The 18,408-nt window shown below is 65.6% G+C and carries 18 protein-coding genes; 13 read left to right on the forward strand and 5 right to left on the reverse strand.

Features of this window, described 5'->3' with window-relative positions:
• Window positions 1–108 precede the first annotated feature (108 nt).
• The 3 genes from H4O11_RS01775 to H4O11_RS01785 all read left to right on the forward strand — a co-directional run bounded on the left by H4O11_RS01775 (window position 109) and on the right by H4O11_RS01785 (window position 2,434).
• Window positions 109–474, forward strand: a complete 366-nt coding sequence (locus H4O11_RS01775) for a DUF6164 family protein (RefSeq protein WP_182338380.1) — start codon at window positions 109–111, stop codon at window positions 472–474.
• A gap of 55 nt (window positions 475–529) precedes the next feature.
• Window positions 530–1,297, forward strand: coding sequence for a sulfurtransferase (locus H4O11_RS01780; RefSeq protein WP_182337722.1), 768 nt, complete (start codon window positions 530–532; stop codon window positions 1,295–1,297).
• Between the two features lie 141 nt (window positions 1,298–1,438).
• On the forward strand, window positions 1,439–2,434 hold the full coding sequence (locus H4O11_RS01785; RefSeq protein WP_182338381.1) for an LLM class flavin-dependent oxidoreductase: 996 nt from the start codon (window positions 1,439–1,441) through the stop codon (window positions 2,432–2,434).
• A gap of 89 nt (window positions 2,435–2,523) precedes the next feature.
• On the opposite strand, the gene H4O11_RS01790 is transcribed toward H4O11_RS01785, so the two are convergent.
• Together H4O11_RS01790 and H4O11_RS01795 are read right to left on the reverse strand one after the other, a co-directional pair.
• The gene (locus H4O11_RS01790; RefSeq protein ID WP_182337723.1) at window positions 2,524–3,183 is read right to left on the reverse strand and encodes an exopolysaccharide biosynthesis protein; all 660 of its coding nucleotides are present in this window, start codon (window positions 3,181–3,183) and stop codon (window positions 2,524–2,526) included.
• Window positions 3,167–4,477 carry a CNNM domain-containing protein gene (locus H4O11_RS01795; protein ID WP_182337724.1) on the reverse strand — a complete coding sequence of 437 codons (1,311 nt, stop codon included), beginning with the start codon at window positions 4,475–4,477 and terminating at the stop codon, window positions 3,167–3,169. Before H4O11_RS01795 ends, H4O11_RS01790 begins: the two co-directional genes overlap by 17 nt.
• A 282-nt stretch (window positions 4,478–4,759) precedes the next feature.
• Between H4O11_RS01795 and H4O11_RS01800 the strand changes: the two genes are divergently transcribed.
• Together H4O11_RS01800 and H4O11_RS01805 are read left to right on the forward strand one after the other, a co-directional pair.
• Window positions 4,760–5,386 (forward strand): DUF47 domain-containing protein, encoded by a 627-nt coding sequence (locus tag H4O11_RS01800; RefSeq protein WP_182337725.1) that lies wholly within the window; start codon window positions 4,760–4,762, stop codon window positions 5,384–5,386.
• A gap of 12 nt (window positions 5,387–5,398) precedes the next feature.
• On the forward strand, window positions 5,399–6,520 hold the full coding sequence (locus tag H4O11_RS01805; protein WP_182337726.1) for an inorganic phosphate transporter: 1,122 nt from the start codon (window positions 5,399–5,401) through the stop codon (window positions 6,518–6,520).
• Window positions 6,521–6,653: 133 nt separating this feature from the next.
• Here H4O11_RS01805 and H4O11_RS01810 read toward each other — a convergent pair whose 3' ends face one another.
• Entirely contained in the window at window positions 6,654–8,150 is a 1,497-nt protein-coding gene (locus H4O11_RS01810; protein ID WP_182337727.1) for a S10 family peptidase, read from the reverse strand.
• Window positions 8,151–8,341: 191 nt separating this feature from the next.
• On the reverse strand, window positions 8,342–10,231 hold the full coding sequence (gene parE / locus H4O11_RS01815) for a DNA topoisomerase IV subunit B (protein WP_182337728.1): 1,890 nt from the start codon (window positions 10,229–10,231) through the stop codon (window positions 8,342–8,344).
• A 163-nt stretch (window positions 10,232–10,394) separates the two neighbouring features.
• Between parE and H4O11_RS01820 the strand changes: the two genes are divergently transcribed.
• The 8 genes from H4O11_RS01820 to truD all read left to right on the forward strand — a co-directional run bounded on the left by H4O11_RS01820 (window position 10,395) and on the right by truD (window position 17,606).
• Window positions 10,395–10,631, forward strand: coding sequence for a hypothetical protein (locus H4O11_RS01820; protein WP_182337729.1), 237 nt, complete (start codon window positions 10,395–10,397; stop codon window positions 10,629–10,631).
• A gap of 358 nt (window positions 10,632–10,989) precedes the next feature.
• Complete coding sequence (pyrG, locus tag H4O11_RS01825; protein WP_182337730.1) at window positions 10,990–12,654, forward strand: CTP synthase; 1,665 nt, start codon at window positions 10,990–10,992, stop codon at window positions 12,652–12,654.
• Between the two features lie 93 nt (window positions 12,655–12,747).
• A complete protein-coding gene (gene kdsA, locus H4O11_RS01830) occupies window positions 12,748–13,578 on the forward strand; it encodes a 3-deoxy-8-phosphooctulonate synthase (protein WP_182337731.1) in 831 nt (276 codons plus the stop codon).
• A gap of 145 nt (window positions 13,579–13,723) precedes the next feature.
• A complete protein-coding gene (eno, locus tag H4O11_RS01835; protein WP_182337732.1) occupies window positions 13,724–15,010 on the forward strand; it encodes a phosphopyruvate hydratase in 1,287 nt (428 codons plus the stop codon).
• A gap of 4 nt (window positions 15,011–15,014) precedes the next feature.
• Window positions 15,015–15,365 carry a cell division protein FtsB gene (gene ftsB / locus H4O11_RS01840; protein ID WP_182337733.1) on the forward strand — a complete coding sequence of 117 codons (351 nt, stop codon included), beginning with the start codon at window positions 15,015–15,017 and terminating at the stop codon, window positions 15,363–15,365.
• Complete coding sequence (ispD, locus tag H4O11_RS01845; protein WP_182337734.1) at window positions 15,362–16,060, forward strand: 2-C-methyl-D-erythritol 4-phosphate cytidylyltransferase; 699 nt, start codon at window positions 15,362–15,364, stop codon at window positions 16,058–16,060. The genes ftsB and ispD overlap by 4 nt, the downstream gene beginning before the upstream one ends.
• A gap of 32 nt (window positions 16,061–16,092) precedes the next feature.
• Window positions 16,093–16,590, forward strand: a complete 498-nt coding sequence (gene ispF, locus H4O11_RS01850) for a 2-C-methyl-D-erythritol 2,4-cyclodiphosphate synthase (protein ID WP_182337735.1) — start codon at window positions 16,093–16,095, stop codon at window positions 16,588–16,590.
• Window positions 16,587–17,606: a tRNA pseudouridine(13) synthase TruD gene (gene truD / locus H4O11_RS01855; RefSeq protein WP_182337736.1), complete on the forward strand. Its 1,020-nt coding sequence runs from the start codon at window positions 16,587–16,589 to the stop codon at window positions 17,604–17,606. Before ispF ends, truD begins: the two co-directional genes overlap by 4 nt.
• 79 nt (window positions 17,607–17,685) lie before the next feature.
• On the opposite strand, the gene H4O11_RS01860 is transcribed toward truD, so the two are convergent.
• Window positions 17,686–18,222 carry a Smr/MutS family protein gene (locus tag H4O11_RS01860; RefSeq protein WP_182338382.1) on the reverse strand — a complete coding sequence of 179 codons (537 nt, stop codon included), beginning with the start codon at window positions 18,220–18,222 and terminating at the stop codon, window positions 17,686–17,688.
• Window positions 18,223–18,408: the final 186 nt, after the last annotated feature.

The raw sequence follows: 18,408 nt of genomic DNA on the forward strand, positions 1-18,408 counted from the left end.
CCGCCAGTTGCGGCAGGACCCACGTTATCTGGCAGCGCTGATGGCGAGCATCGGTGGTTTGCCGGGGATCGTGTCAGGGGATGTCGCTGCAGCGCTATCATGCACATCATGTCGAAACTGCTGCTCAACCTCCGCCACGTGGGCGACGATGAATACCAGAATGTCTGTGCCCTGTTGGATCGGCTCGGCATTGCCTGGTACCGCACCGAGCCCAGCCCATGGGGCATTTCCAATGGCGGCCTATGGGTGCGCGAGGATGCCGACCATCCGCGGGCCAAAGAGGCGATGGCGGCCTACCAGGCCCAGCGTGGCGAGCGCATGCGCGCCCAGCGCGCGCAGGAGTTGCGTGATGGCACCGGGGAGACGTTCGCCAACCTGCTGCGGAGCCGGCCACTGTATGTGGTCGGGGTGCTGCTGGTGATGCTGGTGGTGGCGTCGCTGGTGCTGCTGCCGTTCTTCCTGCTGCGCGGGTGAACGCTGGGCCGCCCACGGGCGGGACCAGCGGCGCGCGGGCGGTTAAAATGGGCCGATGATCGCCAATACCGCCGCCTATCATTTCACCCCCGTCGACGCTCCCCAGGCCCTGTGCGACCTGCTGCAGGCCCGTGCCGAAGCTGGCGCGCTGCGCGGTACGATCCTGGTGGCCGGGGAAGGTATCAACCTGTTCCTGGCCGGTAACGAGGCGGAAATCGCCGGTTTCTACACGGCGCTGCACGCCGATCCGCGCTTTGCCGCGATGCGGGTCAAGACCAGCCTCAGTGAACACCAGCCCTTTGCCCGCCTGAAAGCCAAGGTGAAGGATGAAATCATCAGTTTCCGCCTGCAGGATGGGCAGCCACTGGCCTATCCACGCGCGCCGACAGTGGATCCGGCCACGTTGCTGCGCTGGTTGCGGCAGGGACACGACGATGCCGGCAAGCCGGTGGTGATGCTTGATACCCGTAACCTGCAGGAAGTGGAATACGGCACGTTCAAGGACGCGCTGGTGCTGCCGATCCACAAGTTCACCGACCTGCCGGAGGCATTGGCAGCACATCGGGAGGCATTGAAGGACAGCACCGTGGTCAGTTTCTGCACCGGCGGAATTCGCTGCGAGAAGGCTGCGTTGTGGATGTACAACGATGGCATGGACAACGTGCTGCAGCTCGATGGCGGCATCCTGGGCTACTTCGAAGCCGTGGGCGGAGAAGGCTACGAGGGCCGTTGCTTCGTGTTCGATGAGCGGGTGGCGCTGGATGCCCAGCTGCAGCCGCTGGTGGACCAGCCGCTTCCCGAACCGCGCCCCAGCGCTTTCTGAGCGGTTGCGGGTAGCGCCGGGCCATGCCGGACGGCCCCAGGGCCATCCCGCAGGAATCAGTATTCCGCCACCGTCACTGGCCGTGGCGCCGTCCCGACCCCATCCAGTGGGGATCTCCTGATGAAATGGAATGCACGCCCGATGATTCCTTTGTCGATCCTCGACCTGGCCCCAGTGTGCGAGGGCAGTGATACCACCGCTGCCTTCGCCAACATGCTGCAGCTGGCCCAGCATGCCGATGTGTTGGGTTACCGCCGTTACTGGCTGGCCGAGCACCACAACATGCCGGGTATCGCCAGCGCGGCCACCGCCGTGCTGATCGGCCATGTGGCCGGTGGTACCAAGCGCATCCGGGTCGGTGCCGGTGGCATCATGCTGCCCAACCATGCGCCATTGCAGGCTGCCGAGCAGTTCGGCACGCTGGCTTCGCTGTACCCGGACCGCATCGACCTCGGCCTGGGCCGTGCGCCGGGCACTGACCAGCCGACCGCGCGTGCGCTGCGCCGCTACTTCGACGGTGCCGACCAGTTCCCGCAGGACGTGCGCGAACTGCTGCATTATTTCGAGCCCGCACAGCCGGGGCAGGCCGTACAGGCCGTGCCAGGTGCCGGCCTGCGGGTGCCCGTGTGGATCCTCGGTTCCAGCCTGTTCGGCGCGCGCCTGGCCGCCGCGCTCGGCCTGCCGTACGCGTTCGCTTCACATTTCGCTCCCGATTCGATGGACGAGGCGCTTGCCGTGTACCGCCGCGAGTTCCGCCCCTCGGCCACCTTGGAGCAGCCGCACGCGATGCTCGCGCTCAACGTGGTGGCCAGCGGCAGCGAAGCGGAATCGCGGCGGCTGTTCACCAGCCAGCAGCAGAGCTTCGTCAACCTGCGGCGTGGCCGCCCGGGCAAGATTCCGCCGCCGCTGGCGGATATCGATGGATTCTGGGAGCCGCATGAGAAGTTCGGCGTGGAGCGCGCGCTGGCGTGCACCGTGCTGGGCGATGGTCCGCAGGTGGCAGAGGGCATCGCTGCATTTGTGGCACGGCACCAGCCCGATGAGCTGATGCTCACCGCCAACATCTTCGACCATCAGGCGCGCCTGCGTTCGTTCGAACTGACCATGCAGGCCTGGCACGCGCATCACGCGGGATGATCGGCATCCGCCGGGCCTGGCCCGGCATTGCCTGGAAGGTGCTGGAGGGGTGGCGCGGGGCCATGCCCGGCGGATGCGGCGCTGGCCCTTCAGAACCAGCGCTGGAACAGCTCCATCGCATATCCCAGCAACTGCCCTGAGCTGAAGCCGAAGAATATGATGGCGGCCAGCGCAGCGATCCAGTTGACCAGCATCAGCACGCCGTCGCGCTCCAGCAAGGCCAGCGCGAACAACAGCAGCTGGAAGCCGAACAGGTAATTTGTGAAGGGAATCGGCAGCGACAGCAGGATGCCCAGCAGCACCAGCAGCAGCCCGCTGAAGGCGTGTGCCGGTACCGGTGCCAACAGTTGGGGAAGGCGCGGCTTGAGCAGGCGATCAAGCCGACGCAACGCACCGTCGATCCTGTCCAGGAACGTGTGCATCGTGCCGCGGCGTGGCCCGCGACGGGCGATGAAGCCGGGCACCCACGGCTTGCGCAGGCCACACAGCATCTGCAGGCCGATCAGGATCACCAGCGGGCCACTGACTGCGCCACCCACCCCGGGGATGGGAATGAAGGCGGGCAGGATGGCCACGAACAGGAACACGCCGAATGCGCTCTGCTGCAGGTCCTGCAGCATCTGCCCCAGCTTCATGTGCTGGGCAGGGTCACCGAACTCGAACATCGCCAGCAACGTGCGGATGCCCTCGTTGCGGTAGACCGGTGGTTCGTGCTCCGGCGACGGGCCGGGCTCAGGCGGTGAGTTCATCGACCTGCTCATCGGACAACGTGCGCAGCAGCAGCTTGTCCACGCGGGCACCATCCAGGTCGATCACCTCGATGCGCCAGCCGGCCCAGTCGAAGTATTCGCCGGCGTGCGGGATGCGGCCGAAGAAATGGATGCACATGCCGGCCAGCGTGTAGTAATCGCCTTCCTCGGCATCGGGCAGGTCGTTGGTGCCCAGCAGTTCGCGCAGGTCGTCCACCGGCAGTGAACCATCGACCAGCAGTGAACCGTCTTCGCGGGTCACCACCAGGGCGTCTTCGTCGGCATTCTCGACCGCCTGCAGGCGACCCACCACCGCGCCCATCAGGTCGCTGATGGTCACCAGGCCCTGGATCTCGCCGTACTCATCGACCACCAGTGCCATCGACTGCTGTTCCTCGCGGAAGATCTCCAGCAGTTTCATCGCATGGGTGCTCTCGGACACGTACAGCACTTCGCGCAGGTTCTGGAACAGCGCATGGTCGCCACGCGCCATCCGGGTCGCCAACGACTTCACTTCGAGGATGCCGACCACTTCGGAATCATTGTCCCGGTACACCGGGTACCGCGAGAACTCGTTCTCGCTCATGATTTCCAGGTTCTTTTCCAGGACGCCCTGCGTGTCCAGCCATGCGATCCGGTTGCGCGGGGTCATCAGGCTGTCGGCGGTACGGTCGCCCAGGCGCATGACCCGGTTCATCATGTCGCGCTCGTGCGCATCGATGACGCCGGCCTCGTGGCTTTCGGCCACCAGCATGCGGATCTCTTCTTCGCTGACACTGGCGGCCTCGTCCTTGCCAAGCCCAAGCACGCGCAGCACCAGCCGGGTGGTGTGCGAGAGCAGCCAGACGCCGGGCGCGGCGATCCTGGCCAGCCAGCCCATCGGCAGGGCGACCAGCCCGGCGATGTCTTCCGAACGGGTGATCGCTACACGCTTGGGCACCAGCTCGCCGAAGATTAGCGTCAGGAAGGTGATCAGCGCCACTGCGAGGGTCTTGCCGACGCCGCTGGCGTAGGCGAAGGCCGGCGCCAGCTCGTGGATCCAGGCGGCGATGGCCTCGCCGATCGCTTCACCGCCGAACAGGCCGGTCAGCACGCCGATCAGGGTGATGCCGATCTGCACGGTGGACAGGAAGTTCTCGGGCTTTTCGGACAGCTCCAGGGCACGGGCGGCACGCTTGGAGGAGTTGGCCATCTGCTTTAGCCGGCTCTTGCGCGACGTCATGACCGACATTTCGGACATGGCAAAGAAGCCGTTCAACAGGATGAGGGCAATGACGATGATGAATTCAAACACGGGCGGCGTCCCCGGTTGGTGGCAGGGAGGGCGGGTGCTTGCGATGGCGGCTGGCGCTGGGGACCGGGGTCGGGCGCGGCGGCGGAGGGTAAGGGTCGTCGTCCATAGGGTGCGCCCGGAGGCGCGCTGGCATCTTAGCAAAGGAGGGGAGGCATGCCGCAAGTGCCTGTTCAGGTTCTGGTGGGGAATCGGGCGGAAATGTCGGGGAGTACCCGCAATGGTCATCTAACCGTCATAATTCCGCCTGGTGCCGTCCTTCCCGCGACGGCGAACAGGTTTCTCATGTTCTCTCTGCAGACCATTTTCGGTTCCGGCAAACAGTTCTACACCCTGCTCGATGAGGCTGCCGTCGCGGCCAATGACAGCGCCCGGGCGCTGCACGCGATGATGCGCGAATCCGACCGCCAGCCTGCGCTGGATGCTTTCAAGCTGGCCCGCCTGCGTGAACGCGCCGCGTCGGACAAGATCAGCCAGGCGCTTGTCGACAGTTTCATGACCCCGATCGAGCGTGAAGACATCGAGGCGCTGGGCTCGGCGCTGTACAAGATCCCCAAGCAGATCGAGAAGTTCGCCGACCGCTATTCGCTGGCGGTGGCCCACCTGGAGCACATCGACTTCGCCCCGCGTGCTGCGATGCTGGAGCAGGCCGCCGGGGTGGTGGTGGAGATGGTAGCCGACCTGCGCCACATGAACCTGGACCGGATGACCGCGCTGAACGAAAAGCTGCGTTCGCTGGAAAACGAGGCCGACCGCCTGATGTTGGAACTGTACCGCGACATCTATTCCGGTCGGCTGGACCACGTGCAGATGTTCCTGTTGAAGGAATTCTTCGAGATCCTGGAAAAGGCCATCGACCGTTGCCGCGAGGCTGGCGTGGTGGCCTACCAGATCGTGTTGAAGAACAGCTGACGGGCCGCACTGATGCTGACCCTTGTCCTGGTGGTGATCTTCGCCGCGCTTGTCTTCGAGTTCATCAACGGTTTCCACGACACCGCCAATTCCATCGCCACCGTGGTCGCGACCAAGGTGCTTTCGCCCGGCTGGGCAGTGATGCTGGCCGCCTTCATGAACCTCATCGGCGCGCTGACCGGCACTGCCGTCGCGCTGACCATCGCCTCCGGCCTGCTCAACACCAACGTGGTCGAGGTGACGCCGCAGGTGATCCTGTGCGCGTTGTTGGGCGGCATCATCTGGAACCTGATCACCTGGTGGAAGGGCCTGCCGTCCTCTTCCTCGCACGCGCTGATCGGCGGGCTGTGCGGCGCCGGCCTGGCGGCTGCGCACAACAACTGGGATGCCCTGATCTGGTCCGAGCGCCTGGGCAGCTGGGCGCAGAACAAGGGCCTGCTGTGGAAGGTGTTCGTGCCGATGATCACCTCGCCGGTGGCCGGTTTCGTGCTCGGCATCGTGGTGATGTTGCTGTTGTGGGCCCTGATCGCCGGCCTGGCGAAGATCGGCGGCGTGATCGGCCGGTTGGCCCGGCCCCGCTTCGTCAACGCGTTCTTCGGCAAGGCGCAGATCGTGTCGGCGGCCTACATGGGTTTCGCGCACGGGCATAACGACGCGCAGAAGACCATGGGCATCATTGCCATGACCCTGATCGGTGCCGAGGCGACCGGTGCGCTGGACAACCTGCCATCCTTCCTGTCCTTCATGCATCCGGACGCGAGTGCCGGTGATGGCATTGCGATGTGGATCGTATTGACCTGCGCGGTGGTGATGGCCGCAGGTACCGCTTCGGGTGGCTGGAAGATCATCAAGACGCTGGGCCACAAGATGGTCAAGCTGCACCCGATCCATGGTTTTGCGGCCGAAACCAGCTCGGCGACGGTGCTGACGGTGGCTGCGCACTTCGGCATGCCGGTGTCGACCACCCACAGCATCTCCACCGCGATCATGGGCGTGGGCTTCGCCAAGAACCCGCGCTCACTGCGGCTGGGCGTGATCGAGCGCATCGTGTGGGCGTGGATCCTGACCATCCCGGCAGCCGGCGGCTGCGCCTACCTGATCCTCAAGTTGTTCGAGATGGCGGGCTGGGCGTAACGCCTGGTCTCCAGCGCGGTGGCATAGGTAGCGCCGGGCCATGCCCGGCGGATGATTCCGCTGCCGCTGCGCTCGCCGGGCATGGCCCGGCGCTACCGCGGCGTGTTGGTTGGCCCGGCGCTGACGGCGCCTGTCAGTTGCGCTGGAACAGTGCCTGCACGTCCTTGCGGAACGCCGCCTGGCTGTCCGCACGGCTGTAGAACATGTGGCCGCCCGGGTAGCTGCGGACCTGCACGCGGTCCGGGTTGCTGCCCATCGTCGGCATCTGGTCCACGGTCAGGATCGAGCCCATGAACGGGCACGACAGATCGTTCCAGCCGTGGGCGATCAGCACCTGCAGGTGCGGGTCGATCGCCACCGCCTGGCGCAGTTGGGTCACCGCCCCTTGGCGCAGTTCGCTGTTGCGGTCCCACAACCGGTTCACGTCATAGTTCAGTGCCTGGTAACGCGCATCGACCTTCCAGCCGACCACGCGGGTGGCGAAGTCGACCATCGCGGTGGTGGTGGGGGCGATGATGCTGTCCAGCAGCGGATCATTGGCACGCTGCTCGGGATCATTGGGGAACGGATCGAAGGCGGTTACGTTGGAGTCGTAGCGGCTGCCGAGCGTGCCCTTGTCGCGGAACACCTCGCGCAGATAGGCCTGGGTTTCCAGACGGCCACCGGCGCGGCGCACGAACAGTGGGTCGAGGCCGGTCAGCTCGGCGACCCGGCGCAGCATCGCTTCGGTTGCCTGCGGATCGCTGCGGCCCTTCATCAGCGCGCTGGCATAGTCGCCGCGGGTGTACTCGACCACCTCGCGCATCGCCGCGTCGGTCAGTTTCCCCTCGCGCTCCAAGTGCGCGGCGGCGATCGACGGCAGCGTCTGCATCCACGCCATCGGCGAGACATCGGCGTTGTCTTCCAGCGTCGGGCTCAGGTACGGCGACACCAGCACCAGGCCATTCATCGCCACGCCCAGCCGGGTCTGCAGGAAGTGGGTGATGCGTGGGCCGCGATAGCCGCCATAGCTCTCGCCGGCCAGGTACTTGCGCGAGGCCATGCGCTGGTTGCGCAGCAGCCAGTCGTAGACCGAGCGCGACAGATACTCGATGTCGGCGCTGGGGTTGTACAGCTGCTTCTTTGCTTCGTCGTCGCCGATGCGCGCGCGGCTGAAGCCGGTGCCAACCGGATCGATGAACACCAGATCGGTGAAATCCAGCCAGGTGCCCGGGTTGTCATGCAGCGTGGCAGGCGCCGAAGCGCTGTCGCCTTCCGAGCCGAAGGTCACTACCTTGGGGCCGATGGCGCCGAGGTTGAGATAGACGGATGAGGCACCGGGACCGCCATTGAGGGCGAAGGTCACCGGCCGGTCCTTGCCTGGCATCGTGTAGGAGGTGAACACCACGTCGGCGATCACCTTGCCTTGCGCATCGCGCACGGGCAGGGTGCCGATGGTGGCCGTGTAATCGAGCGTGCGCCCGGCCAGGCGCATGCTCTGGCGAGTGGACGCGTCGGCGGGGAGTGCTGGCGCCTCGGCCTTCTCTGCCTTGGTGTCGGACTGGGTGTCGGCCGCGGGTGCGGCCAGTACGCAGGTGGGGGTGATGAGCAGGCCGACGCAGAGCGCGGCAGTGTGCAGCAGGAACTTCATGGCATCGGCACGGTGGCGTAGGGATCCCGATGCTAGGCTGCAGCGCCGGTACGCCGTATGTGTCCAAAGGCATGCATAGGCGTTGCGGCCCGATACGGACAAGTGGACAGGCCGCGCCGCGCCGCATGGACAACGGCGGGCGCAGGGTGCCGAGGCCGTCGCCACGGCCCCGGGAAATGAATCGCCGGCTGTCAGGCTTCCAGCGAGGCCAGGTCGCCCTTGGTTTCCAGCCACCCCTTCCGATCACTCGCCCGCTTCTTGGCCAGCAGCATGTCCATCAGCGAATGGGTCTGTTCGCCATCGTCGATGGTCAACTGCACCAGGCGGCGCGTATCGGGGTGGATGGTGGATTCGCGCAGCTGCGGCGGGTTCATCTCGCCCAGCCCCTTGAAGCGGGTCACGCTGATGGCGCCCTTGATCTTCTCGCGCTCGATCTTGTCCAGCATGGTGCGCTTTTCTTCCTCATCCAGTGCGTAGAACACCTGCTTGCCCACGTCGATGCGGAACAGCGGCGGCATGGCCACGAACACATGGCCGGCGTCGACCAGTGCGGGGAAGTGCTTGAGGAACAGCGCGGTGAGCAGCGTGGCGATATGCAGGCCGTCGGAGTCGGCGTCGGCCAGGATCACCACCTTGCCGTAGCGCAGGCCGCTGATGTCGTCCTTGCCTGGATCGCAGCCGATGGCAATGGCCAGGTTGTGCACTTCTTCGGACGCCAGCACGCTGTTGGACGACACTTCCCAGGTGTTGAGGATCTTGCCGCGCAGCGGCATGATCGCCTGGAAATCCTTGTCGCGGGCCTGCTTGGCGCTGCCGCCGGCGGAGTCACCTTCGACCAGGAACAGCTCGGTGCGCGACAGGTCCTGGCTGATGCAGTCGGCCAGCTTACCCGGCAGTGCAGGGCCCTGGGTGACCTTCTTGCGCACCACCAGCTTTTCGGTCTTCAGGCGCGCGCTGGCGCGCTCGATGGCCAGCTGTGCGATTTTCTCGCCCATCTCTACGTTCTGGTTCAGCAGCAGGCTGAAGGCATCGTGCGCGGCGCCCTCGACGAAGCCGGCAGCCTGGCGCGAGGACAGGCGTTCCTTGGTCTGGCCGCTGAACTGTGGGTCGGTCATCTTGATCGACAACACGAACGCAACGCGGTCCCATACGTCTTCCGGGGCCAGCTTGACGCCGCGCGGCAGCAGGTTGCGGAAGTCGCAGAACTCGCGCAGCGCTTCAGTCAGCCCGGTACGCAGGCCATTGACATGGGTGCCATGCTGCGCCGTCGGAATCAGGTTGACGTAACTTTCCTGTACCAGCTCGCCTTCCGGCATCCAGGCTACGGCCCAGTCGGCGATCTCGGTCTCTTTCCTGACATGGCCGATGAACAGGTCGCCCGGCAGCATTTCGCGCTCGCCCAGTTCGGCCTTCAGGTAATCGCGCAGGCCGTCCTCGTAATACCAGGTGTCGACCTCGCCGGTGGCTTCATCGGTCAGCTTGACCGTCAGGCCTGGGCACAGCACGGCCTTGGCGCGCAGCAGGTGCTTCAGGGCGCGTACGGCGAATTTGGGCGTATCGAAATACTTTGGATCCGGCCAGAAGCGCAGGCGGGTGCCGGTGTTCTTCTTGCCGACGTTGCCTACCACTTCCAGTGGGGTTGCACGGTCGCCGTTGCGGAAGGTGATGCGATGCTCGGCGCCATCGCGCTTGATGTGCACCTCGACCAGCGTGGACAACGCGTTGACCACGCTCACGCCCACGCCGTGCAGGCCGCCGGAGAAGGTGTAGTTGTTGTTGTTGAACTTGCCGCCGGCGTGCAGGCGGGTAAGGATCAACTCCACGCCGGGGATCTTTTCTTCCGGATGGATGTCCACCGGCATGCCGCGGCCGTCATCGCTGACCTCGACGCTGCCGTCTTTGTGCAGGACGATGTCGATCGAACGGGCGTGGCCGGCGAGGGCCTCGTCCACCGAGTTGTCGATCACTTCCTGCGCCAGATGGTTCGGGCGCGAGGTGTCGGTGTACATGCCGGGGCGGCGCTTTACCGGATCCAGGCCGGACAGGACTTCAATATCGGCGGCGTTATAGCGGGCGTTCATCTATGTTTCAAAGCCTTGGAGCGACGCGCAAGTGTGCGGTCTGTGCGGGGATTTTGCACGCCTGCGGTTCAGCTGGTGGGCGGAGGTTGGCGGTAAAATGGCCCGAGCTGGGAAAGGGACGCCAGCGCCCCCATTTCCGGGTCGATACCGCGAGGAGGACTCCATGAAGAAGCTGCTCACCATCGCCATTGTCGCTGCTGCCGTGGTCGCCGTGCCGCTGGCACTGGCCCAGAATGCCGGCCAGCCTGCGCCGCAGAAGGGCGACCAGGCCAACCCTGCGCAGTCCGAGGCTGAGGCCAAAGCCAAGCGCCGCGCGCAGGCCACCGCCGAAATGAAGGCCAAGGGCCAGCAGGCGCCACAACGCGAAGAAGAAGAGGAAGAGGCGAAGAAGAAGCGATAACGCCGCTGCCTTCCGCTTTCCAGCCCCGGTTTCCCCACCGGGGCTTTCTTTTTGCCTGATGGCAGGCAGCCCCCCTTGGGCTCCGGGCCTTCAATCTGTAAACTATCGCTTTCCGGGAGTAGTGCGTGTCCACCATCAGCGATTGGACTGGCAAGGCCATGCGTGGCAGCCAGCAAGGCTGGGCGCAGGTGACGGTCCCCATGGCCGGCACCGCCAAGCTGACCTCGCTCGGTGGATACCGCCCCGCGTCCTCCCTCGCCGCCCCGGCGAACCGGAAAACCCCCTTCCTGCCCACCCCCCGCCCGACGGGATGGGGTGGTGCGGCCGTTTTCCAATTCAATACAGGATGCTTGCAGCCATGACTCCCTTGATTTTCGTAACCGGCGGCGTGGTGTCCTCGCTCGGCAAAGGCATTGCCGCCGCGTCGCTGGCCGCCATCCTCGAGGCGCGTGGCCTGAAGGTCACGATGATGAAGCTCGACCCCTACATCAACGTCGATCCAGGCACCATGAGCCCGTTCCAGCATGGTGAGGTCTATGTCACCGACGATGGTGCCGAGACCGACCTGGACCTGGGCCATTACGAGCGTTTCGTGCGAACCCGCCTCAGCCGGAAGAATTCGGTCACCACCGGGCGCATCTACGAGAACGTGATCCGCAAGGAGCGCCGCGGTGATTATCTCGGCGCCACCGTGCAGGTCATTCCGCACATCACCGATGAAATCCGCCGCTGCATCGACGAAGCCACCGAAGGCTTCGACGTGGCGCTGGTGGAGATCGGCGGAACGGTGGGCGACATTGAATCGCTGCCGTTCCTGGAGGCGATCCGCCAGGTACGCACCGAGCGCGGCCCGGAGAAGGCATTGTTCATGCATCTCACGCTGGTGCCTTATATCGCCGCTGCCGGTGAGCTGAAGACCAAGCCGACCCAGCACTCGGTCAAGGAGTTGCGTTCGATCGGCATCCAGCCGGACGTGCTGCTGTGCCGTTCCGAACAGGTCGTGCCGGACTCCGAGCGCCGCAAGATCGCGCAGTTCACCAATGTGTCCGAGCGCGCGGTGATCAGCGTGCCGGACGTGGACGTGCTGTACCGCATTCCGATGGGCCTGCACCGGCAGGGCCTGGACGACATCGTGGTCAACCAGTTCAAACTGGCCGACAAGGCGGGCCCGGCCGATCTGTCCGAGTGGGAGGACGCGGTGGATGCGACCCTGAACCCGCTCGATGCGGTGACCATCGCGGTGGTGGGCAAGTACGTGGACCACCAGGACGCTTACAAATCGGTTGGTGAGGCGCTCAAGCACGGCGGCCTGCGCCAGCGCACCAAGGTCACGCTGAAGTGGCTGGAAGCGCAGGAGCTGGAAGGCAGCGACATGTCCGCGCTGTCCGACGTCGACGGTATCCTGGTGCCAGGTGGCTTTGGCGATCGTGGCTTCGAGGGCAAGGTGCTCACCTCGCAGTATGCGCGCGAGCACAAGGTGCCGTACTTCGGCATCTGCTACGGCATGCAGGCGGCGGTGGTGGATTACGCGCGCCACGTGCTGGGCCTGGAAGGGGCCAACAGCACCGAGAACGACCGCCAGTCGCCGGATCCGGTGATCGGCCTGATCACCGAGTGGCGCACCGCCACCGGCGACGTGGAGAAGCGCGACGACAAGAGCGACCTGGGCGGCACCATGCGCCTGGGCCTGCAGGAACAGCGGCTGAAGCCGGGTACGCTGGCCCATTCGCTGTATGGCAAGGACGTGGTGTCCGAGCGCCATCGCCACCGTTACGAGTTCAACAACCGCTACCGCACCCAGTTGGAAGACGCCGGGCTGGTGATCGCCGGCAAGTCGATGGATGACACCCTGGTGGAAGTGGTGGAGCTGCCGCGCGATGCGCACCCCTGGTTCCTGGCCTGCCAGGCGCACCCGGAATTCCTGTCCACGCCGCGTGATGGGCATCCGTTGTTCATCGGTTTCATCCGTGCCGCGCGTGAGCGCAAGGCCGGTGGCCAGCCGCTGGCGCAAGCCCGGGGCTGACTTGCAGCGGGGGCCCCGTGCCCCCATCTTCCGCGCTTGAACCCCTGGCGCCTGCCGGTACCTGCCGGCGCCGCGCCCAAACAAGGAAACGCCATGAAACTGTGTGGATTCGAGGTCGGGCTGGACCAGCCCCTGTTCCTGATCGCCGGCCCCTGCGTGATCGAGTCGATGCAGCTGCAGCTCGACGTGGCCGGCCGCCTGAAGGAAATCACCGGCAAGCTCGGGGTGAACTTCATCTTCAAGTCCAGCTTCGACAAGGCCAACCGTACCTCGGGCACCGCATTCCGCGGTCCGGGCATGGAAGAAGGCCTGAAGGTGCTGGCCGAAGTGAAGAAGCAGATTGGCGTGCCGGTGTTGACCGACGTGCATGAATACACGCCGATGGACGAGGTGGCTTCGGTGGTGGATGTGCTGCAGACGCCGGCGTTCCTGGTACGGCAGACCGATTTCATCAAGAAGGTCTGCGCGGCCGGCAAGCCGGTCAACATCAAGAAGGGCCAGTTCCTGTCGCCGTGGGACATGAAGCCGGTGGTGGAGAAGGCCAAGTCGACCGGCAACGAGCAGATCATGGTCTGTGAGCGCGGGGCCAGCTTTGGTTACAACAACCTGGTCAGCGACATGCGCTCGCTGTCGGTGATGCGCGATACCGGTTGCCCGGTGGTGTTCGACGCCACCCATTCGGTGCAGTTGCCGGGCGGGCAGGGCACCAGTTCCGGCGGCCAGCGCGAGTTCGTGCCGGTGCTGTCGCGTGCCGCCGTGGCGGTCGGCGTGTCCGGGCTGTTCGCCGAAACCCACCCGGATCCGTCCAAGGCGCTGTCCGACGGCCCCAATGCCTGGCCATTGGATCGCATGGAGGAACTGCTGGAGACGTTGATGGAGCTCGACGCGGTGACCAAGAAGCACGGCTTCTCCCGCTTCGCCTGATGCCGGGGTGCCGGGCCGGGCCCGGCATTGCCGCAGCGGCCGGGTACCGCCGCTGCGGCGGATTTGGCTTCTGACCTGTGTGCGGGGATAATCACGCGGCATTCGTTTTGTCGCCTTCCTCTACAGACAGGTAACCGGCCAGCCCATGAGTACGATCCGCAGCATCCACGCCCGTGAAATCCTCGACAGCCGTGGCAATCCCACGCTGGAAGCCGAAGTCATCCTGGAGGACGGCTCGTTCGGTCGCGCCGCGGTTCCCTCCGGCGCCTCGACCGGCACCAAGGAGGCGGTGGAGCTGCGTGACGGCGACAAGACCCGTTACCTCGGCAAGGGCGTCCGCAATGCCGTGGACAACGTCAATACCACCATCGCCAGTGCACTGAAGGGCTTCGATGGTGCCGACCAGGCGGGCCTGGACCGTCGCCTGATCGATCTGGATGGCACCGAGAACAAGGGACGCCTGGGCGCCAACGCGCTGCTGGGTGTTTCGATGGCAAACGCCCATGCCGTCGCTGCTTCGAACAAGCAGCCGCTGTGGCAGTACCTGGCCAATGGCCGTGACGTGACCCTGCCGGTGCCGATGATGAACATCATCAACGGTGGTGCGCACGCCGACAACAACGTGGACTTCCAGGAGTTCATGGTGCTGCCGGTGGGTTTCAGCTCGTTCTCCGAAAGCCTGCGCGCGGGTACTGAAATCTTCCATTCGCTGAAGTCGGTGCTGAAGGGCCATGGCCTGAGCACGGCGGTGGGCGACGAAGGTGGTTTCGCGCCGGATTTCCGCAGCAACGTCGAGGCGCTGGATACCATCCTGGAAGCCATCGGCAAGGCCGGTTACACCGCCGGCGAAGACATCCTGCTGGGCCTGGACGTGGCGTCCAGCGAGTTCTATGAGAACGGCAAGTACAACCTGGTCGGCGAGAACAAGCGCCTGGCCTCCGAGCAGTTCGTCGACTTCCTGGCCGACTGGGCCGCACAGTATCCGATCATCACCATCGAAGACGGGCTAGCCGAGAACGACTGGGCCGGCTGGAAGCTGCTGACCGAGCGGATCGGCAAGAAGGTGCAGCTGGTGGGCGACGACCTGTTCGTGACCAACCCGCGCATCTTCAAGGAAGGCATCGAGTCCGGAACCGCCAATGCGATCCTGATCAAGGTCAACCAGATCGGCACGCTGAGCGAAACGCTGGAAGCCATCGCCATGGCTGACCATGCCAACTACGCCGCCATCGTGTCGCACCGCTCCGGTGAGACCGAGGACACCACCATCGCCGACATCGCCGTGGCTACCACCGCCACCCAGATCAAGACCGGCTCGCTGTGCCGCAGCGACCGCGTGGCCAAGTACAACCAGCTGCTGCGCATCGAAGAAGCGCTGGGTGCCGGTGCGCGTTATGCCGGCCGCGATGCCTTCGTTTCGTTGAAGCGCTGATCGCATGCGCAACTGGCGGTGGCTGCTGCTGGTGCTGGCCCTGCTGCTGGCATGGCTGCAGTACCGTTTCTGGTTCGGCCCGGGCAATTCCGGCGAAGTGATGACCCTGGAGGCCCAGGTCGAACACCAGAATCGTGACAACGATGGCCTGCAGCAGCGCAATGATGCGCTGGCTGCCGAAGTGCAGGACCTGAAAGAGGGCCAGTCGGCCATCGAAGAGCGTGCGCGCAGCGAGCTGGGCATGATCAAGCCCGGCGAGAAATTCTATCGCGTGGTGGAGGACGCGCCGGTTGCCCCGGTGCGTGCGCCGTCCGCGGCACCGGCGCCAGCCGATCCTGCGGCGGACGTCCCATGAGCCCGGCGATCTGGGTAGTCGTGCCAGCGGCTGGTCGCGGCGCACGATTCGGTGCGCCACTGCCCAAGCAGTACCTGCCGGCAGGCGGGCGGCTGCTGCTGGCCCATACCCTCGATGCGTTGCTTGCGCACCCGGCGGTGGCCGGGGCGATGGTGGTGATCGGCCAGGACGATGCAGACTGGCCGGGCTGGACCGAATGGGCCGGCAAGCCGGTGTCGACCTGTACAGGGGGTGCGACGCGCGCAGCATCGGTGCTGGCGGGATTGCAGGCGCTGCCGGAAACCGTGCGTGCCGACGAGTTCGTGCTGGTGCACGATGCTGCCCGGCCAAACCTGGCGCTCGCTGACCTGGGGCGCTTGCTGGAAGTGGGCCGCGCCGACCCGGTCGGCGCGATCCTGGCCGCACCGGTACGCGATACCCTCAAGCGCGCAGGCGACGATGGCGGCATCGACGGCACCGAGCCACGCGAGCGCCTGTGGCGCGCGCTGACCCCGCAGCTGTTCCGTCGCCACCAGCTCAGCCGCGCGCTGGCCGATGCCGCGGCAGCAGGCGTGGAAGTCACCGACGAGGCGATGGCCATGGAGCGGCAGGGCCAGCGTCCGCTGCTGGTCGAAGGCAGCGAGGACAACTTCAAGGTCACCACGCCGGCCGACCTGGACCGTTTCGAATTCATACTTTCCCGCCGCGACGGCTGATCGCGCCGCGCGGCTCTGCAAGGGCTGTATCCATGAGCACCACTCCGTTCCCACCTGTCCGCATCGGCCAGGGTTACGACGTCCATGCCTTCGGTGAAGGCGACCACATCATGCTGGGGGGCATCCGCGTACCACATGGTGCCGGCGTACTGGCCCACAGCGATGGCGATGTGATCCTGCATGCACTGTGCGATGCGATGCTGGGCGCGCTGGCGCTGGGCGACATCGGACAGCATTTTCCGCCCAGCGACGATCGCTGGAAGGGCGCCGACAGCAGCGATTTCGTGCGTCATTGCGATGCGCTGCTGCAGGAGCGTGGCTGGCAGGTCGGCAACACCGACATCACGGTGATCTGCGAGCGTCCGAAGGTCGGGCCGCATGCGCTGGCGATACGCGAACGCATCGCCGGATTGCTGCAGCTGCCGCTGGATGCGGTGAGCGTCAAGGCAACCACATCCGAAAAGCTGGGCTTCACTGGCCGCAGCGAAGGCATCGCCGCGCAGGCCGTGGTGCTGCTGGTGGCGGCATGATTCCTTTGCCGCTGGCGTTTGGCGCGCCGCTGTTCACCCACGCACGGATCCGCAGCACGCCGGAAGATTTCCAGGTCGATGAGTTGCCGTCTTTCGAGGCGAGCGGCGAGGGCGAGCACTTGTTGCTGGATATCCGCAAGCGCGATGCCAACACGCAGCATGTGGCCAAGCGTCTTGCCGACTGGGCCGGGCTGCCGGAGATGGCGGTCAGCTATGCAGGCATGAAGGACCGCCACGCGGTCACCACGCAGCGTTTCAGCGTGCACCTGCCCAAGCGGGTCGCGCCGGACCTGGCCGGGTTGGCCAGCGACGAGATCGAAGTACTGTCGTCCACCTGGCACAACCGCAAGCTGCAACGTGGTGCTCTGGCCGGCAACCGCTTCAAGCTGGTACTGCGCGAGGTCGATGGTGATGCCGGGGCGATCAGCGAGCGCTTGCAGCAGATTGCCCTGCGCGGGCTGCCGAACTGGTTCGGCGAGCAGCGTTTTGGCCGTGACGGAGGCAATGTCCCGGCGGCGCTGGCGATGTTTGCTGGCCGTCGGGTGCGCAAGGACCAGCGATCGCTGCTGTTGTCTGCCGCGCGTTCGGCATTGTTCAACCAGGTGCTGGCCGCGCGGGTGGAGCAGGGCAGTTGGGACCAGCCGCTGGACGGCGAGGTATGGATGCTTGATGGCAGTCGCAGTGTCTTTGGGCCAGAGCCATGGAGCGACGTACTGGCCGAGCGCCTGGGCCGCTTCGACATCCATCCGAGCGGGCCGTTGTGGGGGGCTGGCGAACTGCGCAGCGTCGACGCGGCGCGCGAACTGGAACTGGGCGCGATCGGCGATGAACAGTCGCTGGAACTGCGTGCCGGACTGGAAGCCGCCGGGCTGAAGCAGGAGCGCCGTGCCCTTCGCCTGCGTCCGGCCCTGCTGCAGCACCAGTGGCTGCAGCAGGACGTACTGGAACTGTCCTTCGCCCTGCCTCCGGGCTGCTACGCCACCGCCGTCCTGCACGAACTGGGCCCCGTAAGCTGAAAAAGGGGACGGAGGGGATCAAGTCGTTTGTGGCCTGCGAAAGCGGCCACAAACGACTTGATCCCCTCCGTCCCCTTTTTCAGCGGGCCAGGAGAACCAGGACGGCGCCGGTGCCGCCTTGGCTGGCGGGTGCGGAATGGAAGGCCAGTACGTCGTTGCGCAGCCGCAGCAGGCGATCGACCAGGTTCTTCAGGACCGGGGCGCCGCCATCGGACTGCCGGCCCTTGCCATGGATGATGCGTACGCAGCCATGTTCGTGCGCGTGCGCTTCCAGCAGGAACTGGCGCAGCAGCTGTTCGGCCTGCGTGGCCGTGGCGCCATGCAGGTCCAGTTCGTCCTGCACGGAATACTGGCCCTTCCTGAGCCGCTGGAACATGCGCGGAGGCAGGTTGTCCCGTCGATAGCTCAGTGCGTCGCCGGCATCCAGTGGCGCGCTCCCGCGCAGCAGGCGCGCGAACTCGCCGAGCGCCTCCTGTTCATCACGTTCGGCCATGCGGGCGCGCGGACGTGGTTTGGGCGCGCTGGGTGCCGGCCCGCTCCCCTTGCGCAGCGGAGTGACCTCGCCAATGGCCGAGCGGAACAGCTCGGCTGGATCTTCGTCATGCGGGTGTGCCATTGGAACAGGGTAACGCATGGGCGATGTCGACCCGATGCACCGTCAATGACCCATGGCAGGGTAGGCCGTACGGCCGGCATGCGGCACAATACGGGACGCACTTGCGTGGTTGCCGCTGCTGCCGGGGGGAGGCGCAGCGACCACGCCCATGTCAGCAAGTGATGGAAGCGAAGTCTTGAACAATCA

This window comes from Stenotrophomonas tumulicola (assembly GCF_014117215.1).
GTDB classification, from domain to species: Bacteria; Pseudomonadota; Gammaproteobacteria; order Xanthomonadales; family Xanthomonadaceae; genus Stenotrophomonas; species Stenotrophomonas tumulicola.

What these genes read in the sequence shown, in the direction of transcription:
- H4O11_RS01810 (WP_182337727.1), bottom strand. Translation starts at nt 8,150, where the DNA reads ATGAAGTTCCTGCTGCACACTGCCGCGCTCTGCGTCGGCCTGCTCATC.
- ftsB (WP_182337733.1), top strand. Translation starts at nt 15,015, where the DNA reads ATGCGCAACTGGCGGTGGCTGCTGCTGGTGCTGGCCCTGCTGCTGGCA.
- parE (WP_182337728.1), bottom strand. Translation starts at nt 10,231, where the DNA reads ATGAACGCCCGCTATAACGCCGCCGATATTGAAGTCCTGTCCGGCCTG.
- H4O11_RS01780 (WP_182337722.1), top strand. Translation starts at nt 530, where the DNA reads ATGATCGCCAATACCGCCGCCTATCATTTCACCCCCGTCGACGCTCCC.
- H4O11_RS01860 (WP_182338382.1), bottom strand. Translation starts at nt 18,222, where the DNA reads ATGGCACACCCGCATGACGAAGATCCAGCCGAGCTGTTCCGCTCGGCC.
- H4O11_RS01800 (WP_182337725.1), top strand. Translation starts at nt 4,760, where the DNA reads ATGTTCTCTCTGCAGACCATTTTCGGTTCCGGCAAACAGTTCTACACC.
- H4O11_RS01785 (WP_182338381.1), top strand. Translation starts at nt 1,439, where the DNA reads ATGATTCCTTTGTCGATCCTCGACCTGGCCCCAGTGTGCGAGGGCAGT.
- H4O11_RS01775 (WP_182338380.1), top strand. Translation starts at nt 109, where the DNA reads ATGTCGAAACTGCTGCTCAACCTCCGCCACGTGGGCGACGATGAATAC.
- H4O11_RS01790 (WP_182337723.1), bottom strand. Translation starts at nt 3,183, where the DNA reads ATGAACTCACCGCCTGAGCCCGGCCCGTCGCCGGAGCACGAACCACCG.
- pyrG (WP_182337730.1), top strand. Translation starts at nt 10,990, where the DNA reads ATGACTCCCTTGATTTTCGTAACCGGCGGCGTGGTGTCCTCGCTCGGC.
- ispD (WP_182337734.1), top strand. Translation starts at nt 15,362, where the DNA reads ATGAGCCCGGCGATCTGGGTAGTCGTGCCAGCGGCTGGTCGCGGCGCA.
- H4O11_RS01805 (WP_182337726.1), top strand. Translation starts at nt 5,399, where the DNA reads ATGCTGACCCTTGTCCTGGTGGTGATCTTCGCCGCGCTTGTCTTCGAG.
- kdsA (WP_182337731.1), top strand. Translation starts at nt 12,748, where the DNA reads ATGAAACTGTGTGGATTCGAGGTCGGGCTGGACCAGCCCCTGTTCCTG.
- H4O11_RS01820 (WP_182337729.1), top strand. Translation starts at nt 10,395, where the DNA reads ATGAAGAAGCTGCTCACCATCGCCATTGTCGCTGCTGCCGTGGTCGCC.
- truD (WP_182337736.1), top strand. Translation starts at nt 16,587, where the DNA reads ATGATTCCTTTGCCGCTGGCGTTTGGCGCGCCGCTGTTCACCCACGCA.
- eno (WP_182337732.1), top strand. Translation starts at nt 13,724, where the DNA reads ATGAGTACGATCCGCAGCATCCACGCCCGTGAAATCCTCGACAGCCGT.
- ispF (WP_182337735.1), top strand. Translation starts at nt 16,093, where the DNA reads ATGAGCACCACTCCGTTCCCACCTGTCCGCATCGGCCAGGGTTACGAC.